17 protein-coding genes and 3 tRNA genes are annotated in these 16,835 nt (G+C 68.6%); 13 read left to right on the top strand and 7 right to left on the bottom strand.

Annotated elements, in window-relative coordinates; translation table 11 throughout:
• The first annotated feature begins 5 nt into the window (after positions 1 to 5).
• Positions 6 to 764: a creatininase family protein gene (locus BMW35_RS07025; RefSeq protein ID WP_089668659.1), complete on the top strand. Its 759-nt coding sequence runs from the start codon at positions 6 to 8 to the stop codon at positions 762 to 764.
• 90 nt (positions 765 to 854) lie between these two features.
• On the opposite strand, the gene otsB is transcribed toward BMW35_RS07025, so the two are convergent.
• The 3 genes from otsB to BMW35_RS07010 all read right to left on the bottom strand — a co-directional run bounded on the left by otsB (position 855) and on the right by BMW35_RS07010 (position 4,315).
• A complete protein-coding gene (gene otsB / locus BMW35_RS15535; protein WP_177170791.1) occupies positions 855 to 3,212 on the bottom strand; it encodes a trehalose-phosphatase in 2,358 nt (785 codons plus the stop codon).
• A gap of 317 nt (positions 3,213 to 3,529) precedes the next feature.
• Positions 3,530 to 3,928, bottom strand: a complete 399-nt coding sequence (locus BMW35_RS07015) for a DUF5790 family protein (RefSeq protein WP_089668658.1) — start codon at positions 3,926 to 3,928, stop codon at positions 3,530 to 3,532.
• 60 nt (positions 3,929 to 3,988) lie between these two features.
• Positions 3,989 to 4,315 (bottom strand): dihydroneopterin aldolase family protein, encoded by a 327-nt coding sequence (locus tag BMW35_RS07010; RefSeq protein WP_089668657.1) that lies wholly within the window; start codon positions 4,313 to 4,315, stop codon positions 3,989 to 3,991.
• Between the two features lie 182 nt (positions 4,316 to 4,497).
• Here BMW35_RS07010 and azf point away from each other — a divergent pair, with 182 nt between their 5' ends.
• From azf to BMW35_RS06990, 4 genes are all read left to right on the top strand, one after another.
• Positions 4,498 to 5,256 carry an NAD-dependent glucose-6-phosphate dehydrogenase Azf gene (gene azf / locus BMW35_RS07005; RefSeq protein WP_089668656.1) on the top strand — a complete coding sequence of 253 codons (759 nt, stop codon included), beginning with the start codon at positions 4,498 to 4,500 and terminating at the stop codon, positions 5,254 to 5,256.
• A 141-nt stretch (positions 5,257 to 5,397) separates the two neighbouring features.
• Positions 5,398 to 6,009 (top strand): AN1-type zinc finger protein, encoded by a 612-nt coding sequence (locus tag BMW35_RS16035; protein ID WP_089668655.1) that lies wholly within the window; start codon positions 5,398 to 5,400, stop codon positions 6,007 to 6,009.
• Between the two features lie 212 nt (positions 6,010 to 6,221).
• Positions 6,222 to 7,031, top strand: coding sequence for a M48 family metallopeptidase (locus tag BMW35_RS06995; protein WP_089668654.1), 810 nt, complete (start codon positions 6,222 to 6,224; stop codon positions 7,029 to 7,031).
• Entirely contained in the window at positions 7,032 to 7,277 is a 246-nt protein-coding gene (locus BMW35_RS06990) for a hypothetical protein (RefSeq protein WP_089668653.1), read from the top strand.
• On the opposite strand, the gene BMW35_RS06985 is transcribed toward BMW35_RS06990, so the two are convergent.
• Together BMW35_RS06985 and BMW35_RS06980 are read right to left on the bottom strand one after the other, a co-directional pair.
• The gene (locus tag BMW35_RS06985; protein WP_089668652.1) at positions 7,274 to 7,891 is read right to left on the bottom strand and encodes a DUF309 domain-containing protein; all 618 of its coding nucleotides are present in this window, start codon (positions 7,889 to 7,891) and stop codon (positions 7,274 to 7,276) included. The genes BMW35_RS06990 and BMW35_RS06985 overlap by 4 nt on opposite strands.
• Positions 7,892 to 8,257: 366 nt before the next feature.
• Positions 8,258 to 8,330, bottom strand: a tRNA-Arg gene (locus tag BMW35_RS06980).
• A gap of 91 nt (positions 8,331 to 8,421) precedes the next feature.
• Here BMW35_RS06980 and BMW35_RS06975 point away from each other — a divergent pair.
• From BMW35_RS06975 to BMW35_RS06960, 4 genes are all read left to right on the top strand, one after another.
• A complete protein-coding gene (locus BMW35_RS06975) occupies positions 8,422 to 8,871 on the top strand; it encodes an immunoglobulin domain-containing protein (protein WP_143052163.1) in 450 nt (149 codons plus the stop codon).
• A 163-nt stretch (positions 8,872 to 9,034) separates the two neighbouring features.
• Positions 9,035 to 10,456, top strand: a complete 1,422-nt coding sequence (locus tag BMW35_RS06970; protein WP_089668650.1) for a single-stranded DNA binding protein — start codon at positions 9,035 to 9,037, stop codon at positions 10,454 to 10,456.
• Between the two features lie 154 nt (positions 10,457 to 10,610).
• Entirely contained in the window at positions 10,611 to 11,042 is a 432-nt protein-coding gene (locus BMW35_RS06965; protein ID WP_089668649.1) for a histone family protein, read from the top strand.
• Positions 11,039 to 12,055, top strand: a complete 1,017-nt coding sequence (locus BMW35_RS06960) for a histone deacetylase family protein (RefSeq protein ID WP_089668648.1) — start codon at positions 11,039 to 11,041, stop codon at positions 12,053 to 12,055. Before BMW35_RS06965 ends, BMW35_RS06960 begins: the two co-directional genes overlap by 4 nt.
• Here the strand turns inward: BMW35_RS06960 and cca are convergent.
• Positions 12,034 to 13,386 carry a CCA tRNA nucleotidyltransferase gene (gene cca, locus BMW35_RS06955; RefSeq protein ID WP_089668647.1) on the bottom strand — a complete coding sequence of 451 codons (1,353 nt, stop codon included), beginning with the start codon at positions 13,384 to 13,386 and terminating at the stop codon, positions 12,034 to 12,036. The genes BMW35_RS06960 and cca overlap by 22 nt on opposite strands.
• Positions 13,387 to 13,486: 100 nt before the next feature.
• On the opposite strand from cca, the gene BMW35_RS06950 reads away from it, so the two are divergent.
• From BMW35_RS06950 to BMW35_RS06935, 4 genes are all read left to right on the top strand, one after another.
• Positions 13,487 to 13,559, top strand: a tRNA-Asn gene (locus BMW35_RS06950).
• Positions 13,560 to 13,901: 342 nt separating this feature from the next.
• The gene (locus BMW35_RS06945; RefSeq protein WP_089668646.1) at positions 13,902 to 15,263 is read left to right on the top strand and encodes a hemolysin family protein; all 1,362 of its coding nucleotides are present in this window, start codon (positions 13,902 to 13,904) and stop codon (positions 15,261 to 15,263) included.
• Between the two features lie 70 nt (positions 15,264 to 15,333).
• Positions 15,334 to 15,444, top strand: a tRNA-Ile gene (locus BMW35_RS06940).
• A 513-nt stretch (positions 15,445 to 15,957) separates the two neighbouring features.
• Positions 15,958 to 16,194 (top strand): hypothetical protein, encoded by a 237-nt coding sequence (locus BMW35_RS06935; RefSeq protein ID WP_089668645.1) that lies wholly within the window; start codon positions 15,958 to 15,960, stop codon positions 16,192 to 16,194.
• A gap of 26 nt (positions 16,195 to 16,220) precedes the next feature.
• Here BMW35_RS06935 and nikR read toward each other — a convergent pair whose 3' ends face one another.
• Positions 16,221 to 16,649: a nickel-responsive transcriptional regulator NikR gene (nikR, locus tag BMW35_RS06930; RefSeq protein ID WP_089668644.1), complete on the bottom strand. Its 429-nt coding sequence runs from the start codon at positions 16,647 to 16,649 to the stop codon at positions 16,221 to 16,223.
• Positions 16,650 to 16,835 lie beyond the last annotated feature (186 nt).

The following is a 16,835-nucleotide window of genomic DNA, read 5'->3' as shown; positions in this document are numbered from 1 at the left end:
CGGGTATGCGGCTCGCTGACGCGACGTGGACGGACGCCGACGCCGCCGACACGGACCTCGCGGTGCTTCCGGTCGGCAGCACGGAACAGCACGGGCCACACGCCCCGCTCGGAACCGACCACTTCACGGCGCAGGCCGTCGCCGAGGCGGGGGCCGAGGCCTACGAGACCGACGCCGACACGGCGACCGACGACGTCGTCGTCGCACCGCCTGTCACCGTCGGCGTCTCCGAGGAGCACCGCCAGTTCACGGGGACGCTGTGGGTGTCCCCGGACACCTTCCGGTCGACCGTCCGCGACGTCGTCGGCAGTCTCGCGAGCCACGGCTGGGACCGCGTCGTCGTCGTGAACGGCCACGGCGGGAACGTCGCCGCGCTCGGCGAGGTGTGTGCGACCATCGCACGACACGACGACGCCTACGCCGTCCCGTTCACGTGGTTCGACGCGGTCGGCGACCACAGCGCCGACATGGGCCATGCCGGCCCGCTGGAGACCGCGTTCCTCCGGCACACCGACCCGGACCTCGTCCGGGAGGACCGCGTCGAAGACGCCGCTGCGGGCGCGAGCGACGGCTGGGGCGACTGGACGTCGCACGCGAATCTCGCGGTCGACGTCGTGGAGTTCAGTGAGAACGGTGTCGTCGGCGACCCGCGCGACGGCGACGCGGAGCGCGGCGAGGCACTCCTCGACCTCGCCGCGGACTCGCTGGTCGCGCTGCTGGACGCCGTCGAGACGCGCGACACGAGCCTGCCACCCCACGAGTAGACGGGAGCGCCGGGTGGCAGTGACCGCCGGGTGGCAGTGACCGGCTGCTGGCAGCGGGCGGCCGGTCGGAGCGGCCGCTGACCGTCTCTGTCAGTTCAGTTCGACGACGGTGTCCTCGCAGCGGGGCGCTTCCAGATTCGTGAGCCCCTCGCCGGCGAGCCAGCCGAGCAGGTCGGTGACCTCTCTCGGGTCGCTGACGACGCAGGGTGCCGCGGTGGCGTCCGTGTCCGACCCGACGGCCACCGCCACGCCGTCCCCGTCGAGCGCCTCGAACGCGGCCTCGTCGGTGGTGTCGTCGCCGACGTAGACGGTCAGCCACGACTCGTCGTCTGGCGTGTACTGCTCCCGCAGCAGGTCGACACAGGCCCCCTTCCCCCAGTCGACGTCCGGCCGGAGCTCCACGATCTGCTTGCCCGCCGTCAGCCGGAGCGCGCGCTCGGGGTCGTGGTCGGTGACGATGGACTCCACGACGGCCCGTGCGCGGTCGCCGTCCACGTCCGCCTGCCGGTAGTGGACCGTCGCGGTGACGCCCTTGTCCTCGACGACGACGTCGTCGTGCGCGAACGCCTGCTCGACGGCCTCGCAGACCTCGGGCAGACACTGCCGGGCCCCGCGGGCACCCGAGTGAACGGACACCTCGTCGCCGTCGTCCAGTTCGAGGCCGTGGTTGCCGGCGTAGTACGCACCGTCGACACCGGCGCGCTCCCGGACGTCCTCGACGGCGCGGCCGCTCACGACCGCGACCTTCCCTCGCGGGTGGGCGGTGACGCCTTCGAGGGCTTCCCGGGCGCGCTCCCGCATCGCGGCGTCCTCCGGGTCGTCGACGATGTCCGCGACCGTGCCGTCGAAGTCCGTCATCACGAACAGGCCGTCGGCGGCCTGCAATCGCTCGCGGAGCCACTGCTTGCGGCCCCAGACGGAGACCGGCGTGGACTGCCAGCGCGGCGCTTTCCCGTCACCGTCCTCGCTGCTCCGGTCGTCTCTGACGCCCTCGAACTGCCGGTCGATCCAGGCGTCCGTGTCCTCGCCGTGGACCTGCCGCCGGAGCGCCCGCATCCGGCGGCGGCGCGTGCGCTCGGGCATCGACAGCGCCGCCTCGATGGCCGTCGCGAACGCCGCCGTGTCGTTCGGGTTCACGACCAGCGCCTCCTCGCCGAGCGACTCCACGGCCCCCGCGAACTCCGAGAGCACGAGGACGCCGTCGTCGCCCAGCTGGGCGGCGACGTACTCCTTCGCGACGAGGTTCATGCCGTCCCGGAGCGGGCTGACGAGCGCCACGTCCGCGTGCCGGTAGAGCGCCGCCAGCTCCTCGCGGGCGTAGTAGCTGGCGTCGTACACGACGGGCGTCCAGTCGTCGGTGCCGAACCGGTCGTTGATCTCCTCGACGCGCCGCTCCACGTCCGCCTGGAGTTCACGGTACTCGTCGATGCGCGAGCGGGACTCGCTGCCCTTCTGGACGTACGTCAGCGTCCCCCGGCGCTCGGGGCTGTGCGCCCAGAGGTACTCCAGAGCGTCCAGACGCTGGAGGATGCCTTTCGTGTAGTCGAGGCGGTCGACGCCGACCGCGACCTGGTCGCCGAGGTCGGTGCGCTCGCCGAACGACGCCCAGAACGACTCCGCCGCCTCGGTCGCTGCGAGGCCGGCGTGAGCGTCCGCGTCGATGCCCAGCGGCTGGCTCTGCACGCGCGTCGTGTGCCCGCCGTACGCCACTTCGCCGGCGTCCCTGTCGACGCGCACGTCGTCGAACGCCGCTTCGACGCACTCGAAGAACGACTGGCAGTACGTCTCGTCGTGGAACCCCAGGACGTCGTTCGCGAGCAGTCCCGTGAGTAGCTCGCGGTGCTGGGGGCACGACCGGAACGTCCCCCAGGACGGCCACGGCACGTGCCAGAACTGCGTCAGGAACGCGTCCGGTAGCTCCTCGCGGACGTGCCGCGGCGCGTGCGCCAGATGGTAATCCTGGAACCAGACCACGGGGTCGTCGGTCTCGGCGGAGTCGACGAGCGCGTCGGCGAACGTCTCGTTGACCTCGGTGTAGAAGTCCCAGAACTCGTCGTCGAAGGTCGCTCGCGTCGGCATGCCGTGGCACAGCGGCCACAGCACCTGGTTGCTGAAGCCGTAGTAGTACCCCGAGAGCTGGCGGTCGGTGAGGTGGAGCCGCCGCACCGTGTACGCGGGGTCGTCGGGCGGCACTCCGACGCGCCCCTCGTCGTCTGCGACGTCGAAGTCGGCGTCCCCGCTGCCCCACGCTACCCACGTCCCCGAGAGCACCTGCATAATCGGGTCGAGCGCGGCGGTGAGACCGCCGGCGGGCCGGGAAACGGTCACGTCTCCGTCGTCGTCGTAGCTGTGCGTGTACGGTTCGCGGTTCGACGCGACGAGCAGTTCGCGGCCGTCGAGCGCCTCCGGGACTCGTATTCCGTCGCTCTCGTCGTCGTGTTCGTTCACGGGCCTACGACCCCGTTCGGGGCCGGCTCCGGTGCGGTGCGTCCGTCTGCAGTCTGTTCCGTCCCCAGATGACCGCTCACCCGTCTGTTGGCTGCCATGGGCGTGTGGCACAGGTCACGACGGTGAGCCGGATAAGCTGGCAGGACAGTTTCGCCGAATTCAGTGCCCTAGGGCGTCGATATCGCCGTTTAACAGCAGAATAGTAGCGGACGGGAGCGGCCGCGCCGGGAGCTGTTGCGGCCCGAAAACCGCGGTAGCCTGTGCGTACTGCGCGGCTGGCCGCGCCGAGCAATCGGGGCGAGCGGCGCTGGCCGGGCTTACTCGCCGTCGTGGGCGTCGTCGAGCGCCGAGCGAAGCTCCGGCACCGTCGACGCCAGTTCGCCGACCTGCTCGCGCGCCGTCTCCAGGTCCGCGAGCACGTCCTCGACGGCCGCCAGGTCCGCTTCGAGGTCGTCCGCGTCCTCGAAGGCGTCGGCGCGCTCACCCATCACGAAGGCCTTCTTCGCGTCACGGACGTGGGCTTCGACGTCGTCGATGTCGAGCGCCGACCGGAGCGCGTTCAGCACGCCGAGCGTGTTGTCGGCGTCCACGTCCCAGATGGCGTCGGACTCGGGGAGTTCCGCGCGAGCGGCGTCGAGGTGTTCCTCGACGTCGGCGCGCATCTCCTCGGCCGCCTCGCCGAACAGTTCGTCGTCGTCCATGGATGACTGACTCATGTCACCCGATTCGACCGGGACTGGTTTAAAAGCACGCCCCGAGGCGGACGTGAACACGCCTCACTCGACGCTCGCGAGCTCCATCAGCGGGTAGCCGTCCTGCATCGCCATCTCCGCGACCACCTCGGTGCCCTCGTAGTCGATGCGCATCTCGACCTCCATGTACTCGCCCGTCAGCTCCGTGTAGCCGTGCTCGACGTCCAGCCGGTCGGTGAGGATGTCGACGGCCACCCCTTCGCAGAACGGCTGGTTCTCGATGGACTCCTCGATGGCCGTCTCCAGACTCGGCGCGCTCGCCGGGCTCACGGGCGTCCCCGCGAACTGGTGGTAGAGCGCCCCGAACTTGATGCCCGCCTCGAAACACGCCTGCTGGGCGTCACTCGCCATACGTCGGCTGGGGCCGGCCCGGACTAAGCACTGTCGCCGTCCCACGGCCGACGACCACAGACGGCCGCCGCCGGCGAGACGACCGCTCCGTCACTCGTCGCGTCCACCCCCGTTGGCTGGCTCGCTGACTACACGCGACGAACCGCACCATTGATAGCCCAGTCGGGCGGAGACCCAATCGAATGGACGACCCGGTCCTCCTCACGGGCGCTTCCGGACGCGTCGGTCAGGCCATCCTCGGCGGCATCGGTGAGGACTACGACTGGCGGCTCCTCGACCGCGAGCCCCCGACGGGCGAGTCCGACCACGAGTTCGTCGTCGCGGACGTCACCGACGAGGACGCCATCCGGGCGGCCGTGGACGGCTGCGGCGCGGTGATTCACCTCGCCGGCGACCCCCGGCCGGAAGCGCCCTGGGACAGCGTCCTCCGGAACAACATCGACGGCACGCAGACGATTCTCGACGCCGCCGTCGACGCGGGCGTCGACCGGTTCGTGTTCGCGTCCTCGAACCACGCCGTCGGCCACTACGAGACCGAGCGCAAACCCGACCTCTACCGCAGCGACGACGACTTCCAATTGGACGGCACGGAACTCCCGCGCCCCGGCAACCTCTACGGCGTCTCGAAGGCCGCCGGCGAGACCCTCGGCCGGTACTACCACGACGAACACGACCTCTCCTTCGCCGCCGTCCGCATCGGCAATCTCACCGAGGGTCACCCACCCATCGACTACGAGCGCGGGCAGGCGATGTGGCTGTCCTACCGGGACTGCGCGCACCTCTTCGACCGCTGTCTCTCTGCGGACTACGGCTACGAAATCGTCTACGGTATCTCTGACAACGACCGCAAGTACTACAGTCTGGAGCGCGCGAAAGAAGCGCTCGGCTACGACCCCGCGGACAACTCCGCGGAGTGGGACGGCGACGAGCAGGTCGAATAACTGGAAGACGATTCCTCTCTCGGTAGCAGTTTACTGCCCGAAGCGTTCCTTCTGGAAGCCCACCTTGGCTCTCTGAAGCTGAGAGACCTCAAATCATCGTATACGTAGGAATTATTACAACAGCGCGTCACCGAAGTCCTGATGGGGGACTGCGAACTCTGCGCAGGCGACGACAAAATCTCCTACACCTGCAACGAGTGTGGTGGAACGTTCTGTTCCAATCACAGACTACCCGAGGACCACCGTTGTGAGGCGCTGCTTTCGAAGAACGGTGAGGGCTGGTTCAAGGAGGACCTCTCTGTCCGGAAGAATCGCCGCCAGACGCAGATTCAGCGTAATTCTCCCACGAGTGAGTCGGACAAAGGGGCTCCGTCCAGGAAGAATGGAGCCACAACTGGACCGGGAATGACCTGCTCCGAGTGCGACCGGGCGGCCCGGGCGAACTGTGGTGAATGCGGCGACCCCTACTGTGAGGAGCACCGAGAGTCAGCCGCACACGACTGCACCCCAGTAAGCCACGGGAAGCAGGCTTCAGTTACTGATGAGGGGCGCGAGGAGCAAGACGCTCCAGCTGTCGACCTCCCAGATTGCGTCAAGTGCGGAAGAGACGCACGGTTCGAGTGTGATGGGTGTGGCCAGGATTTCTGCCTCCGCCACCGACGCCAATTGAACCACGAGTGCCCACCGACCCAGAATCCCTCCGGAGAGTCTGGCATCCTTCGGCGTGTGAAGAACGCCCTATTTGGCGACTAACTACGCATTTTTCACTCGCCGCTAGCGGTTACGGCTCCGTCGACACCCCCGCGGAGTGGAACGATGGCGACCACGTCGCCTGAACTCGCCCACGAGGCCGCCGACACGTGTCCCGTCGTGGCCGTGCGAATTCCTGGCAGCATCGCGAGTGGATTTATAAGTGACGACGCGTAAGTACCGGCTACATGAGACACACCGGACTCAAGCTACGGATGGCGCTCGTCGGTGCCATCCTCTTCGCGTTCTACTCGGTAGCGGTGGCTGCCGCGTGGTTCTTCTTCGGGCAGAGCCAGACGATTCTCGGCATCGCCATCGTCGGCAGCATCCTGCTGGTCGGCGTCCAGTACAAGGTCGGGAAGTGGGCCGCGCTCCGGAGCGTCGGCGCTCAGGACATGGACCCGCAGCAGTACTCCCGCATCCACCAGCGCGTCGAAGCGCTCTCCCGCGACATGGGCATCGAGAAGCCCACGCTCAAGGTCGCTCGGATGGGCGTCCCGAACGCCTTCGCCGTCGGCCGGAAAGGAAACGGGACCGTCGTCGTCTCCGAGGAACTCATCCAGATTCTGGACAACCAGGAACTCGACGGCGTGCTCGCCCACGAACTCGCGCATATCGCCAACCGCGACGTGGTGACGATGGTCATCGGACAGGGCATCGCGTCCGTCGTCGGCATCGTCGCCCAGTACATCGTGATGTTCACGGGCGACAACGACCTCGCAGACCTCTTCCTCGGTATCGTGGTCGGCAACCTCGTGCAGTTCTTCGTGATGCTGTTCGTGCTCGCCATCAGCCGCTACCGCGAGTACGTCGCGGACTCGGACGCCCGGGAAGCCATCGGCACCGGCGAACCGCTCGCCCGCGCCCTGGAGAAGATTTCTCAGGGCCACCAGCGCGGCCAGGAGTCCCGCGTCGACGAGAACGTCTCCGCGCTCTGCATCTTCGGCGAGAGCACGAGCCTCCTGACGAAGCTCGTCTCCACGCACCCGCCGATGGAGAAGCGCATCCAGCGCCTGCGCTCGTAGATGGCTGGCGTCCGCGAACTCCTCGCGGTCGGTCTCGGCGTCCTGCTGGGCGTCGCCCTGCTCGCGAAACCCCGGTCGATGCTGCTGTTGTCGGTGTTCGTCGGCCCCACTCAGCGCCGGCGGCGCAGCGGCGAGTACGGCAGTGATGGCGACCCGTTCGGCGCGTGGGCGGCGTGGTTCGTGCGCGCCCTCGGCCTCGCGTGCCTGCTCGTCGCGGCCTACATCGCGTACGCCGAACTCCTCTAGCTCTCGTCGAACAGGCCCGCCACGTCGTCCTCGCGGCGCTGGCGGCGCTGGACGTGCTGGCCGAGCCGCGTCGCGACGAGCGCGCGCTGGGCGTCGCCCGCCGCGAAGTCACAGAGCAGCGCCGCGAACTCGTTGTACTCGCCGTCGGCCAGCCCGTCCCGGGCGTACTCGGCGGCAGCCTCGAACGCCGCGTCGTCGTAGCCGTGGTGGGCCGCGAGCACCACCGCCGCCTCGACCGCGGCGGGGGCGTCGAGGTCCGCCAGCGCCAGTTCGTCGCCGTCCAGCGTGAGCGCCAGCACCGGCTCCCGTTCGACGCGCTCGGGGTCGTCGCCGAGGCGTCCGAGGTACCCCCGAACCGCCCCGACGTTCACGCCGCGGTAGTCCGCCGGGAGGTCAGCGAGGTACTCGCGCGCGCTCTCACAGAGCCCGACCGCGCCCGTCCAGTTCCGGTTCCGTGCGTGGTGGACCGCCGCCGTGAACTGGACGAGGCCGTGGAGCAGTCGCTCGTCCGAGCCGTCGTCGAGCGCCAGCCACTCGTCCTCCCAGGCGTCGTGGGCGGCGTGGTGGTGGCCGGCGTTGTGAATCGCGATTCCCGCGCGCAGCGCCGCATCCATGAGTGCGCTTGCGGCGGCGCGCGCAAAAGCCCCTCGTCCACCGAAGTCGAGAGCCGACACTCGGCGCTGCGGCTCTCCTGCTCGAATCACCTGACGGAATCACTCCCTGCACGACGCGAGCGACACGGCGGTCGCTCGCGGTCGTGGCAGCGGGATAAGTAACGCCCGGACGGCGTCCGTGCGAGCGAAGCGAGCACGGGCTCGGCCGGTCGTGACGAACGCAGTGAGGAAACGCCCGGACGGCGATTTGAACGGTAGCGAGACTCACTGGCGTTCGTCTCGCTCGCTCAACTCGCCTCGACGTTGACACAGCGATACACTAAGAGCGACACGGGCGTCGCTCTCGGGCGTAGTTCGCAGAGGAAACGTCCGGACGGCGATTTGAACGCCGGTCCCTGGCTCCGCAAGCCAAGAGGATAGTCCACTACCCTATCCGGACTCACTCTCCAGTATCCCCGGATTACGTAAAGCGGTTACGATTGGCGGGTCCGGTGCCAAGCTCTTTCACGGTTCGCGTCGAAGTGGTTGGTATGCGTCGACGCACCATGCTCGCGGCCGTGGCGTCCGGGGCGGTGACGGCGACAGCCGGGTGTGCTCGCCTGCCCGCGTGGAGTGACGACGGGACGGCCGATGGTGCCGGCGTCTCGGAGTCGTCGTTCACAGTCGGGGACGCGAACTGCGGGGAGGGCAGCGACTCGGCGACCGTGCGTACCGAAGACGCGGCGGTCGCGGTTCGGGGGACGGTGACCGTCGCGAGCGGGTGTCAGACTGTCGAACTCGACGACGCCACCGTCGACGACGGCGAACTCCGGGTGGTGGTCGCGAGCGTCGAGCGCGAGGGCGTCGAACAGTGCGTGCAGTGTCTCACCGACGTGTCGTACAGCGCCTCCGTGACCCCGGTCGGCGGACTGCCCGAGCGCGTCGTCGTCGTCCACGAGGCCCGGGGCGAGCGGAACGAAGTCGCGTCCGTCGACCTCTGACCGGAACGACGCGGTCTCGACACCGGCTCGGAGCCACTGGTCGGCCGAACGTTCAAACGGGGGCGGGAGCCACACTCGACGTGAGCAAACCGGGCGACGCGAGCGGGGGCGTACCGACACCGAAAACGCTTATGTCGGCGGTCACCTTGGCCTGACTACGATTATGGGGGCTATCGAGGACATCTACGAGGACCTCGACACCGACGACGTCTCCCTCGAAGAGTTCCGGGAGGCCGTCGAGTCGAAGGTCGAACAGATGGGCGGGCTGGCCGACGAGGAGACGGCAGCCATGCTCATCGCCCACGAGGTCGACGACGGCGAGGTCAACGGCATCGCCGACATCGAGCCCGAGATGGACGAGGTGAAGTTCATCGCGAAGGTGACGAGCGTCGGCGACGTGCGGACGTTCGAGCGCGACGACGACGAGCAGCCGGAGGGTCGCGTGGTGAACGTCGAGGTCGCCGACGAGACGGGCAGCGTCCGCGTCTCGCTGTGGGACGAGCAGGCGGAGGCGGCCAGCGACGAACTGGAGGTCGGTCAGGTGCTACGCGTCAAGGGCCGGCCCAAAGACGGCTACAACGGCGTGGAGGTGAGCGTCGACCAGCTGGAGGTCGACGACGACGAGGAGGTCGACGTCCAGGTGCAGGACGAGTACGCGGTCGCGGACCTCTCGCTGGGCATCTCGGACGTGAACCTCGTCGGCGAGGTGCTGTCGACGGAGGCCGTTCGCACGTTCGACCGGGACGACGGCAGCGAGGGAAAGGTCTCGAATCTGGTCCTCGGGGACGAGACGGGCCGCGTCCGCGTGACGCTCTGGGACGAGCAGGCCGAGACCGCCCTCGACCTCGACCCGGGCGAGGTCGTGGAGGTCGTGGACGGCTACGTCCGCGAGCGCGACGGCAGCCTCGAACTCCACGTCGGCGACCGGGGCGCGGTCGACCCCGTCGACGCGGACGTGGCCTTCGAGCCCGACAGCACGCCCATCGAGGACCTCGAACTCGACGACGTGGCGGACATCGCGGGCGTCGTGCGTTCCGCCGACCCCAAGCGCACGTTCGACCGGGACGACGGCAGTGAGGGCCAGGTGCGGAACGTGCGCGTGCAGGACGACACCGGTGACATCCGGGTGGCGATGTGGGGCGACAAGGCCGACCTCGACATCGGACCCGGCGACGAGGTGGCGTTCGTCGACGTGGAGATTCAGGACGGCTGGCAGGACGACATCGAGGCGTCGGCCGGCTGGCAGGCGTCGGTCATCCAGCTCGCCGAGGGCGCGACCGACCAGTCTGGCGGCGACGACGCCAGTCAGGGCCTCGGCGCGTTCGCGGGCGACGACGACAGCGACGACGCGGAGGACGCGCGCTCCGCCGACGACGGCGCGGCGAAGACCAACGGTCAGCGCCCCGGCGACGCGGAGGACGTCGAGTTCACGGGCGTCGTCGTACAGGCCCAGGACCCCGTGATTCTGGACGACGGCGAAGAGACGATGAGCGTCGACACGGACGCCGACGTGACGCTCGGGCAGGAAGTGACGGTGCGCGGGTCGCTGCAGGACGGCCGCCTGCAGGCCGACGAACTGCGGTAGTCGCGGGCCACCCCTGATTCTCGCATTGTCCCCTCCGGACGCCCCGAATTCCAGTAGCGGCGACCGTCTCTGGGTGGGCCGCCGCGCAGCGCGTAGTGGCCAGTTGGCTGGAGTAACGGAAACAGTTAAGCGTGCGAGCGCCACGCATTGACGCATGAGCGTCGAACTCCCGTTCGCGCCGGTGGACGCCATCATCCGGCGGCACGCGGGTGACCTGCGGGTGAGCGCTGACGCGGCCGAGGAACTGGCGCGCCGCATCCAGCGCCACGGGGCCGCCCTGGCCGTGGACGCGGCGGCCATCGCGGACGCCGACGGGCGGAAGACACTGATGGCCGAGGACTTCGGCGTGACGTCCGTGCCGGACGGCGGGGACCTCGACCTGCCGGTCGCGCCCGTCGACCGAATCGCGCGCCTGGACGTCGACGACCGCTTCCGGGTGTCGAAAGACGCCCGCGTCGCGCTCGCGGACATCCTCGAGGACTACGCCTCCGAGGCTTCCGAGGGGGCCGCGCTGCTCGCGGAGCACGCCGACCGTCGCACCGTTCAGGCCGAGGACGTCAGCACGTACTTCGAGCTCGTGGGATGAGATTCGGATTCAGCGAGACGTGTCTCGACCACGACCCGGGGCCGCGCCACCCGGAGAGCCCGGACCGCCTGCGCGCCATCAAACGCGGGCTCCAGAAGCGCCACGGCGTCACCTACGAGGGAGCCGCGCCCGCCGACGCCGCCGACGTGGCTGCCGTCCACGAGGACGGCTACGTCGAGGAGGTCCGGCAGTTCTGCGAGCGCGGCGGTGGGAACTGGGACCCTGACACCGTCGCGACGGAGGCGACGTGGTCGGCCGCGCTGGCGAGCGCGGGGCTCGCGATGGACGCGGTTCGCGCCGCGATGAACGGCGCGAGCGGTCGCGACACGCCGTTCTCGCTGGGCCGGCCGCCCGGCCACCACGCCGTCGAGGACGACGCGATGGGGTTCTGTTTCGTGAACAACGCGGCCGTCGCCGCCCAGTACGCGCTCGACGAGCACGACCTCGACCGGGTCGCCATCTTCGACTGGGACGTCCACCACGGCAACGGCATCCAGGACATCTTCTACGACCGCGGCGACGTCTTCTACGCGTCAATCCACGAGGACGGCCTCTACCCGGGTACGGGCGCTATCGACGAGACGGGCGAGGGCGACGGCGAGGGCGCGACGCTGAATCTCCCGTTCCCGGCGGGTGCGGGCGACGCCGACTACGCGGCCGCCGTCGACGACCTGATTGCGCCGGCCGTCGCGGAGTTCGACCCCGACATCTTCCTCGTGAGCGCGGGCTTCGACGCGCACCGCCACGACCCGATTTCGCGGCTCCACCTCTCCACGGAGGGCTACGGGCTGCTCGCCGACCGCGTCCGCGGAGTGGCCGACGCCGTCGGCGCGCCGCTGGCGTTCATCCTCGAAGGTGGGTACAGCCTCGACGCGCTCTCGGACGGCGTCGGCATGGTCCACGAGACGTTCGACGGGCGCACGCCCGCGGAGCCGGACGACGGCGTCGACGCGGCCGTTCAGGACGTCTTCGAGGACGCCCGGGCCGCCAGTCAGGCGCTCGGGTCGAAGTAAGCGGCCAGTTCGGTTCCGAACGCTCCTGCGAGCCCTGTGACGCTCTCGCCGACCAGCACGTCGTAGTCACCGGCGTCGACGAGCGACGCGACGTGCGCGCCGAGCGCGACCTCGTGGAGGTGTTCGTCGGCGAACTCGCGGGCGGTCCTGATGTCGCGCTCGCGCTCCACGACGTACCGGCCGTCGTCGACGAAGGGGCCGTAGACGTCCTCGTCGTCGGCGTACTTCTCGTAGAAGCCCCGGGCGTGGTCCGCGACGTGGACCGGCGGGCCCTCGTGGCGCTCGACGGCGGGGAGTTCGGCGACCGAGAGTTCCGCGAACAGGACGGCGCGGTCGTCGGCCCAGGTCGCCGTTCGGACCACCTCGAAACCGTACTCGCGGAGCCCCCTGGCGAGGCCGTCCCGGGACCGGTAGAGCTGCGGGTAGAGCTGGTCGTCGACGAGGTCCGGCGCGTCGAAGACGACCGCCAGCGGCGTCGTCCCCCGGCGGTCGAGGTGGGACTGGACGTCGTCCTCGTCGAGCGGCTCCGGGTCGTCCGGCTCGAAGGCGTCCTCGCTGGGGTTGTCGAGGAACTCGCGGGCGTGGTGCTGGAGCACGGCGATGTTCGTCTCGGAGACGACGGCTGCGACGTTCCGCTCCGGGTCCGTCGGGTCCACGACCACCAGTGGGTCGTCGAAGTCCGCCGCCTGGTGGTCCTCGGGGTCGAGAACGACCGTCGGGTGCCAGTCTCGCGCCGCCTCTAGTGTCGCCCGGAAGCCGCCGTACTCGACGACGAGTAGCTCCGCGAGGTAGCCCGAGAACCCCTGCGTGCGGAGGTCGCTGCCGTAGACGCCGATGCCCTTGAGGAACTGCTTGAACAGCCGCACGTCCCCGGCGAGGTCGTCGTCCAGCCGACCGAGGAGGTAGTCGTTGTGGAACGGCGTCCGGTCGACTGCCGACTGGATGTCGGTGGCCGCGTCCAGCCGGTAGCACGGCACCAGGTCCACGTCGTAGCCCTCGAACTCGCCTTTCACGTAGGGGTGTTCGGCGTACTCCTCGTGGCCGTCGGGCAGCACCGCCGCTCCGACGGTCAGCCCGTGGGCTTCGAGGTCCTCTCGTGGGAGGTCTGCCGGAAACCGGACGAACAGGTCGATGTCGCGGTCGCCCGCCACCCACGTCCCCCGGGCGGTACTCCCGACCTGGAGGACGTCCGCTTCGACGGGCAGGTCGGCGATGGCCGCCCGCGCGCGGTCGGCCAGCCGGCCGGCGGTCGCGGCGAGCGCCCGCCGCTCCTCGGGCGTCGGGTCCACGCGCTCCCGGACGCCCGCGACGACCGCCTCGAAGTCGCTCATGCCCCCTCGTTTTCGGGTGCGGACCTAAGCCGTGTCGATGCCCGGGCCTGCTTGCGAAACGAAAGCCATTTCAAAACGCCGCGGCTACGCTGGATTGCAAGCCGCCATAGCTCAGTTGGTAGAGCACGTGGTTGTTACCCACGTTGTCCCAGGTTCGAGCCCTGGTGGCGGCGCTTCTCAGACACTCACTCGCAGAGCGTCGGCTCTGCGATGAGTCCAGTTGTAGCGCCGGAAGGGCTCGAGCCCGGAAGCCGCAGCCCGCGCAGCGGAGCGAGCAGGACCGTCTTCCGACGTTCGAGCCCTGGTGGCGGCGTCAGAATACTTCTGACGGCCCGGGGGGCGTAGCCCTCCGACGGCGTGAATTTCTCCGAAATTCACGGCCCGTGAGACGCAGTCTCACGACGGCGCTTCTCTGATAGCTACTCGCGCAGCGATGGCTCCCCTCACCGTGGCCCGTTCTCCGTCTGCCGTTCGCCGACCACCTCCTACAAGACAGTGACTGCCCAAGCACCCGTATGGTCGAACTGCTCGACGTCGGTGGCGTGCTGCTCGCGCTGTTTCTGGTGGTGATGAATGGCGTGTTCGTCGCCGCCGAGTTCGCGTTCGTGAAGGTACGGCCGACGCAGGTGAACGCGCTCGTCGAGCGCGGGAAACCCGGCGCAAAGGCCGTCCAGGACGCCGTCGAGAACCTCGACAGCTACCTCGCGGTGAGCCAGCTCGGTATCACGCTGTCCTCGCTCGGCCTCGGGTGGGTGGGCGAGCCCGCGGTCGCCGCGCTCATCGACCCCGTGCTCGGCCAGGTGCTGCCCGCGACGCTCGTCCACCTCGTCGCGTTCGCCGTCGGGTTCGGCACTATCACGTTCCTCCACGTCGTCTTCGGGGAGCTCGCACCGAAGACGTTCGCCATCCAGGAGGCCGTGAAGGTCGCGCTCGTCGTCGCGCCCCTGATGAAGGTCTTCTACTTCGTGTTCCGGCCCGGTCTCGTCGTGTTCAACGGCACTGCGAACTACTTCACGCGCCTCGCAGGCGTCTCCCCCGCCTCAGAGAGCGAGGAGACCCACACCGAGGAGGAGATTCGGATGATTCTCACGCGCTCGGAGGAGACCGGCGAAATCGACCTCGACGAAGTCGAGATGATCGAGAGCGTCTTCGAGCTCGGGGACACGATTGCCCGCGAAATCATGGTGCCGCGACCGGACGTCGCCACTGTCCCCGCGTCCATGGGGCTGCCGGAACTCCGCGGCATCGTCGCCGGCGGCGCGTACACGCGCTACCTCGTCCTTGACGACGACGGCGAGCAGCCGGTCGGCTTCGTCCACGCCAAGGACGTCCTGCACGCCACCGAGACGGAGCCCGACCGCGGCGAGGCAGTGACTGCTCGCGACCTCGCACGCGAGGCGCTGGCCGTCCCCGAGACCCGTCGCGTCGACTCCATCCTCGCTGACTTCCAGGCCCAGGAGGGCAGTCAACTCGCCGTCGTCATCGACGAGTGGGGCGTCTTCGAGGGCGTGCTCACCATCGAGGACGTCCTCGAGGAGATTGTCGGCGACATCCAAGACGAGTTCGACACCGACGGCCAGCAGCCGTCTATCGACGCCCGCGAGGACGGCACGTACCTCGTTGACGGCGGCGTTCCCGTTCAGGCCGTCAACGACCGCCTCGACACCGACTTCGAGAGCGACGACGTCGAGACCATCGGCGGCTTCGTCTTCAGCCGGCTCGGCCGCGTCCCCGAAGTCGGCGACGAACTCGAACACGACGGCGTTCTGCTGCGCGTCGACGCCGTCACCGACGCCCGCATCGACCGGCTCGTCGTCCAGCCACCCGAACCAACTGCGACCGACGGCGACGCCAGCGACGACGAGTCCGACGCCTGACTCCGCTCACCGTGCCGGCGCTGCCGTGTCCCGATACGCTAAAGGCCGTCCCACGGGATACCCACGTACAGGGCCCTTAGCTTAGTCTGGTTCAAAGCCCCCGGCTCATACCAGCGCCGTCGACCCGACGGCGGCACTGTGGGACACCGGGTGAGCGGTGGTTCAAATCCGCCAGGGCCCATCCACTCTCTCTGCGGTTCTCGGCTCGCGTCGGCTTGCCACACACCTGAAACTGCACGGTGAGAGAACACGACACGCGATTTATGTGAACGCCGCGGGTCCGGGGTCAGTGTGAGACATCGAACGTGCGTGATCTGTGCTTCCTGGGTGGTGTTCTTCGCGACGTTCGCGCTCACACGCGCCTTGCCTGTCACGACCTCGGGCGTCCTGCCGCTGGTGGTGGCGCTAGTCGCGACCGTGGCTGCGGTTCCGGTTCTGCACATTCAGTTCGGTGTTCGCGGACTCGCCGAGTGAGACGCGCCGGTCGCTGACTGGGAGTGGATATCCGGCGACATCGACGAGGCGCGTGCAGCGTGGGTCCGGTATCTGGTGGCGCACCCGCTGGCAGCCGCCGAGGACATCAGCACGCGCGTCGACGACTGACCGTGAGTTAGCGAGGGGCTACGGACTGCCACTGGGTTTCGACAATCGTAGTCAACGAGTTTTTATTATCGTCGAAATTCTGGGGTGGGGTATGAGCGCCAGTCAGCTGGAGCAGACCGCCGGTGTGCTGTCGGCAGTCCGCGACATCGAGTCCGACCGCCGCAAACTCGTCTACCTCTACCTCGCCGTGCAGGGCGGCGCGACGCTCGACGAACTCAAAGCAGACCTCGAACTGCCGTTCCTCACGCTGTTGCGCGTGCTGCCCGACCTCCGGGACGACGGTCTGGTCGCCAACGAGGGCAGCCACTGGGTCGCCTGCGACGCCTGAAGCGGAGAAATTCTGGTCTCTCGCCGCTAGTCCATGTCGGCCAGCGGGCCGAAGTCGTCGACGGGCAGCACCGAGTAGTCGATGGTGAGCGTGTCCTGGGTGGCGCGAATCTTCCCGACGAACGTCGAGATGTCCTCCAGACCGCCCTCCAGAACGAACAGCTCCATGCAGTGGTGGCCGCCGACGTGGCTGTGGAAGTTCGACGCGACGAGGTCCTCGTGTTCGTGGCGGAGGTGCATCATCTTCTCCTCGACGGTCGTCGTCTCGTAGTCGAAGACCACCGTGACGACGCCCATCAGTTCGCGCCCCTCCAGTTTCTTGTCCTCGAACTCGCCGAGCAGATTCCGGCTGGCTTCCCGGACGACCTCGCTGCGGCCGGTGTAGCCGTGGTCTTCGGAGAACTCGTCGATGCGTTCGAGCAGTTCCTCTGGCATAGAGACGCTGACGACGCTCATGTAACAACACGGGCGCTACGAGTTGTTAAACTATCCTATCGATTTCGGCTGTGAGCGTCCCAAGTTGCTAGTGCAGGATTCTCGGCGACGAACGCCTCCATGTCCGGGGTTGTCGCGGGTTGGGAGCAAGGCCTCCGTCAGTGGCTCGCGGACTCACCGGACGCCCGAGTTAACAACTCAATCCGA

Source organism: Halobacterium jilantaiense, assembly GCF_900110535.1.
GTDB lineage: Archaea > Halobacteriota > Halobacteria > Halobacteriales > Halobacteriaceae > Halobacterium > Halobacterium jilantaiense.
Note: the sequence above shows the minus strand (reverse complement) of the source record. Positions and strands in the feature narration are given on the sequence as shown.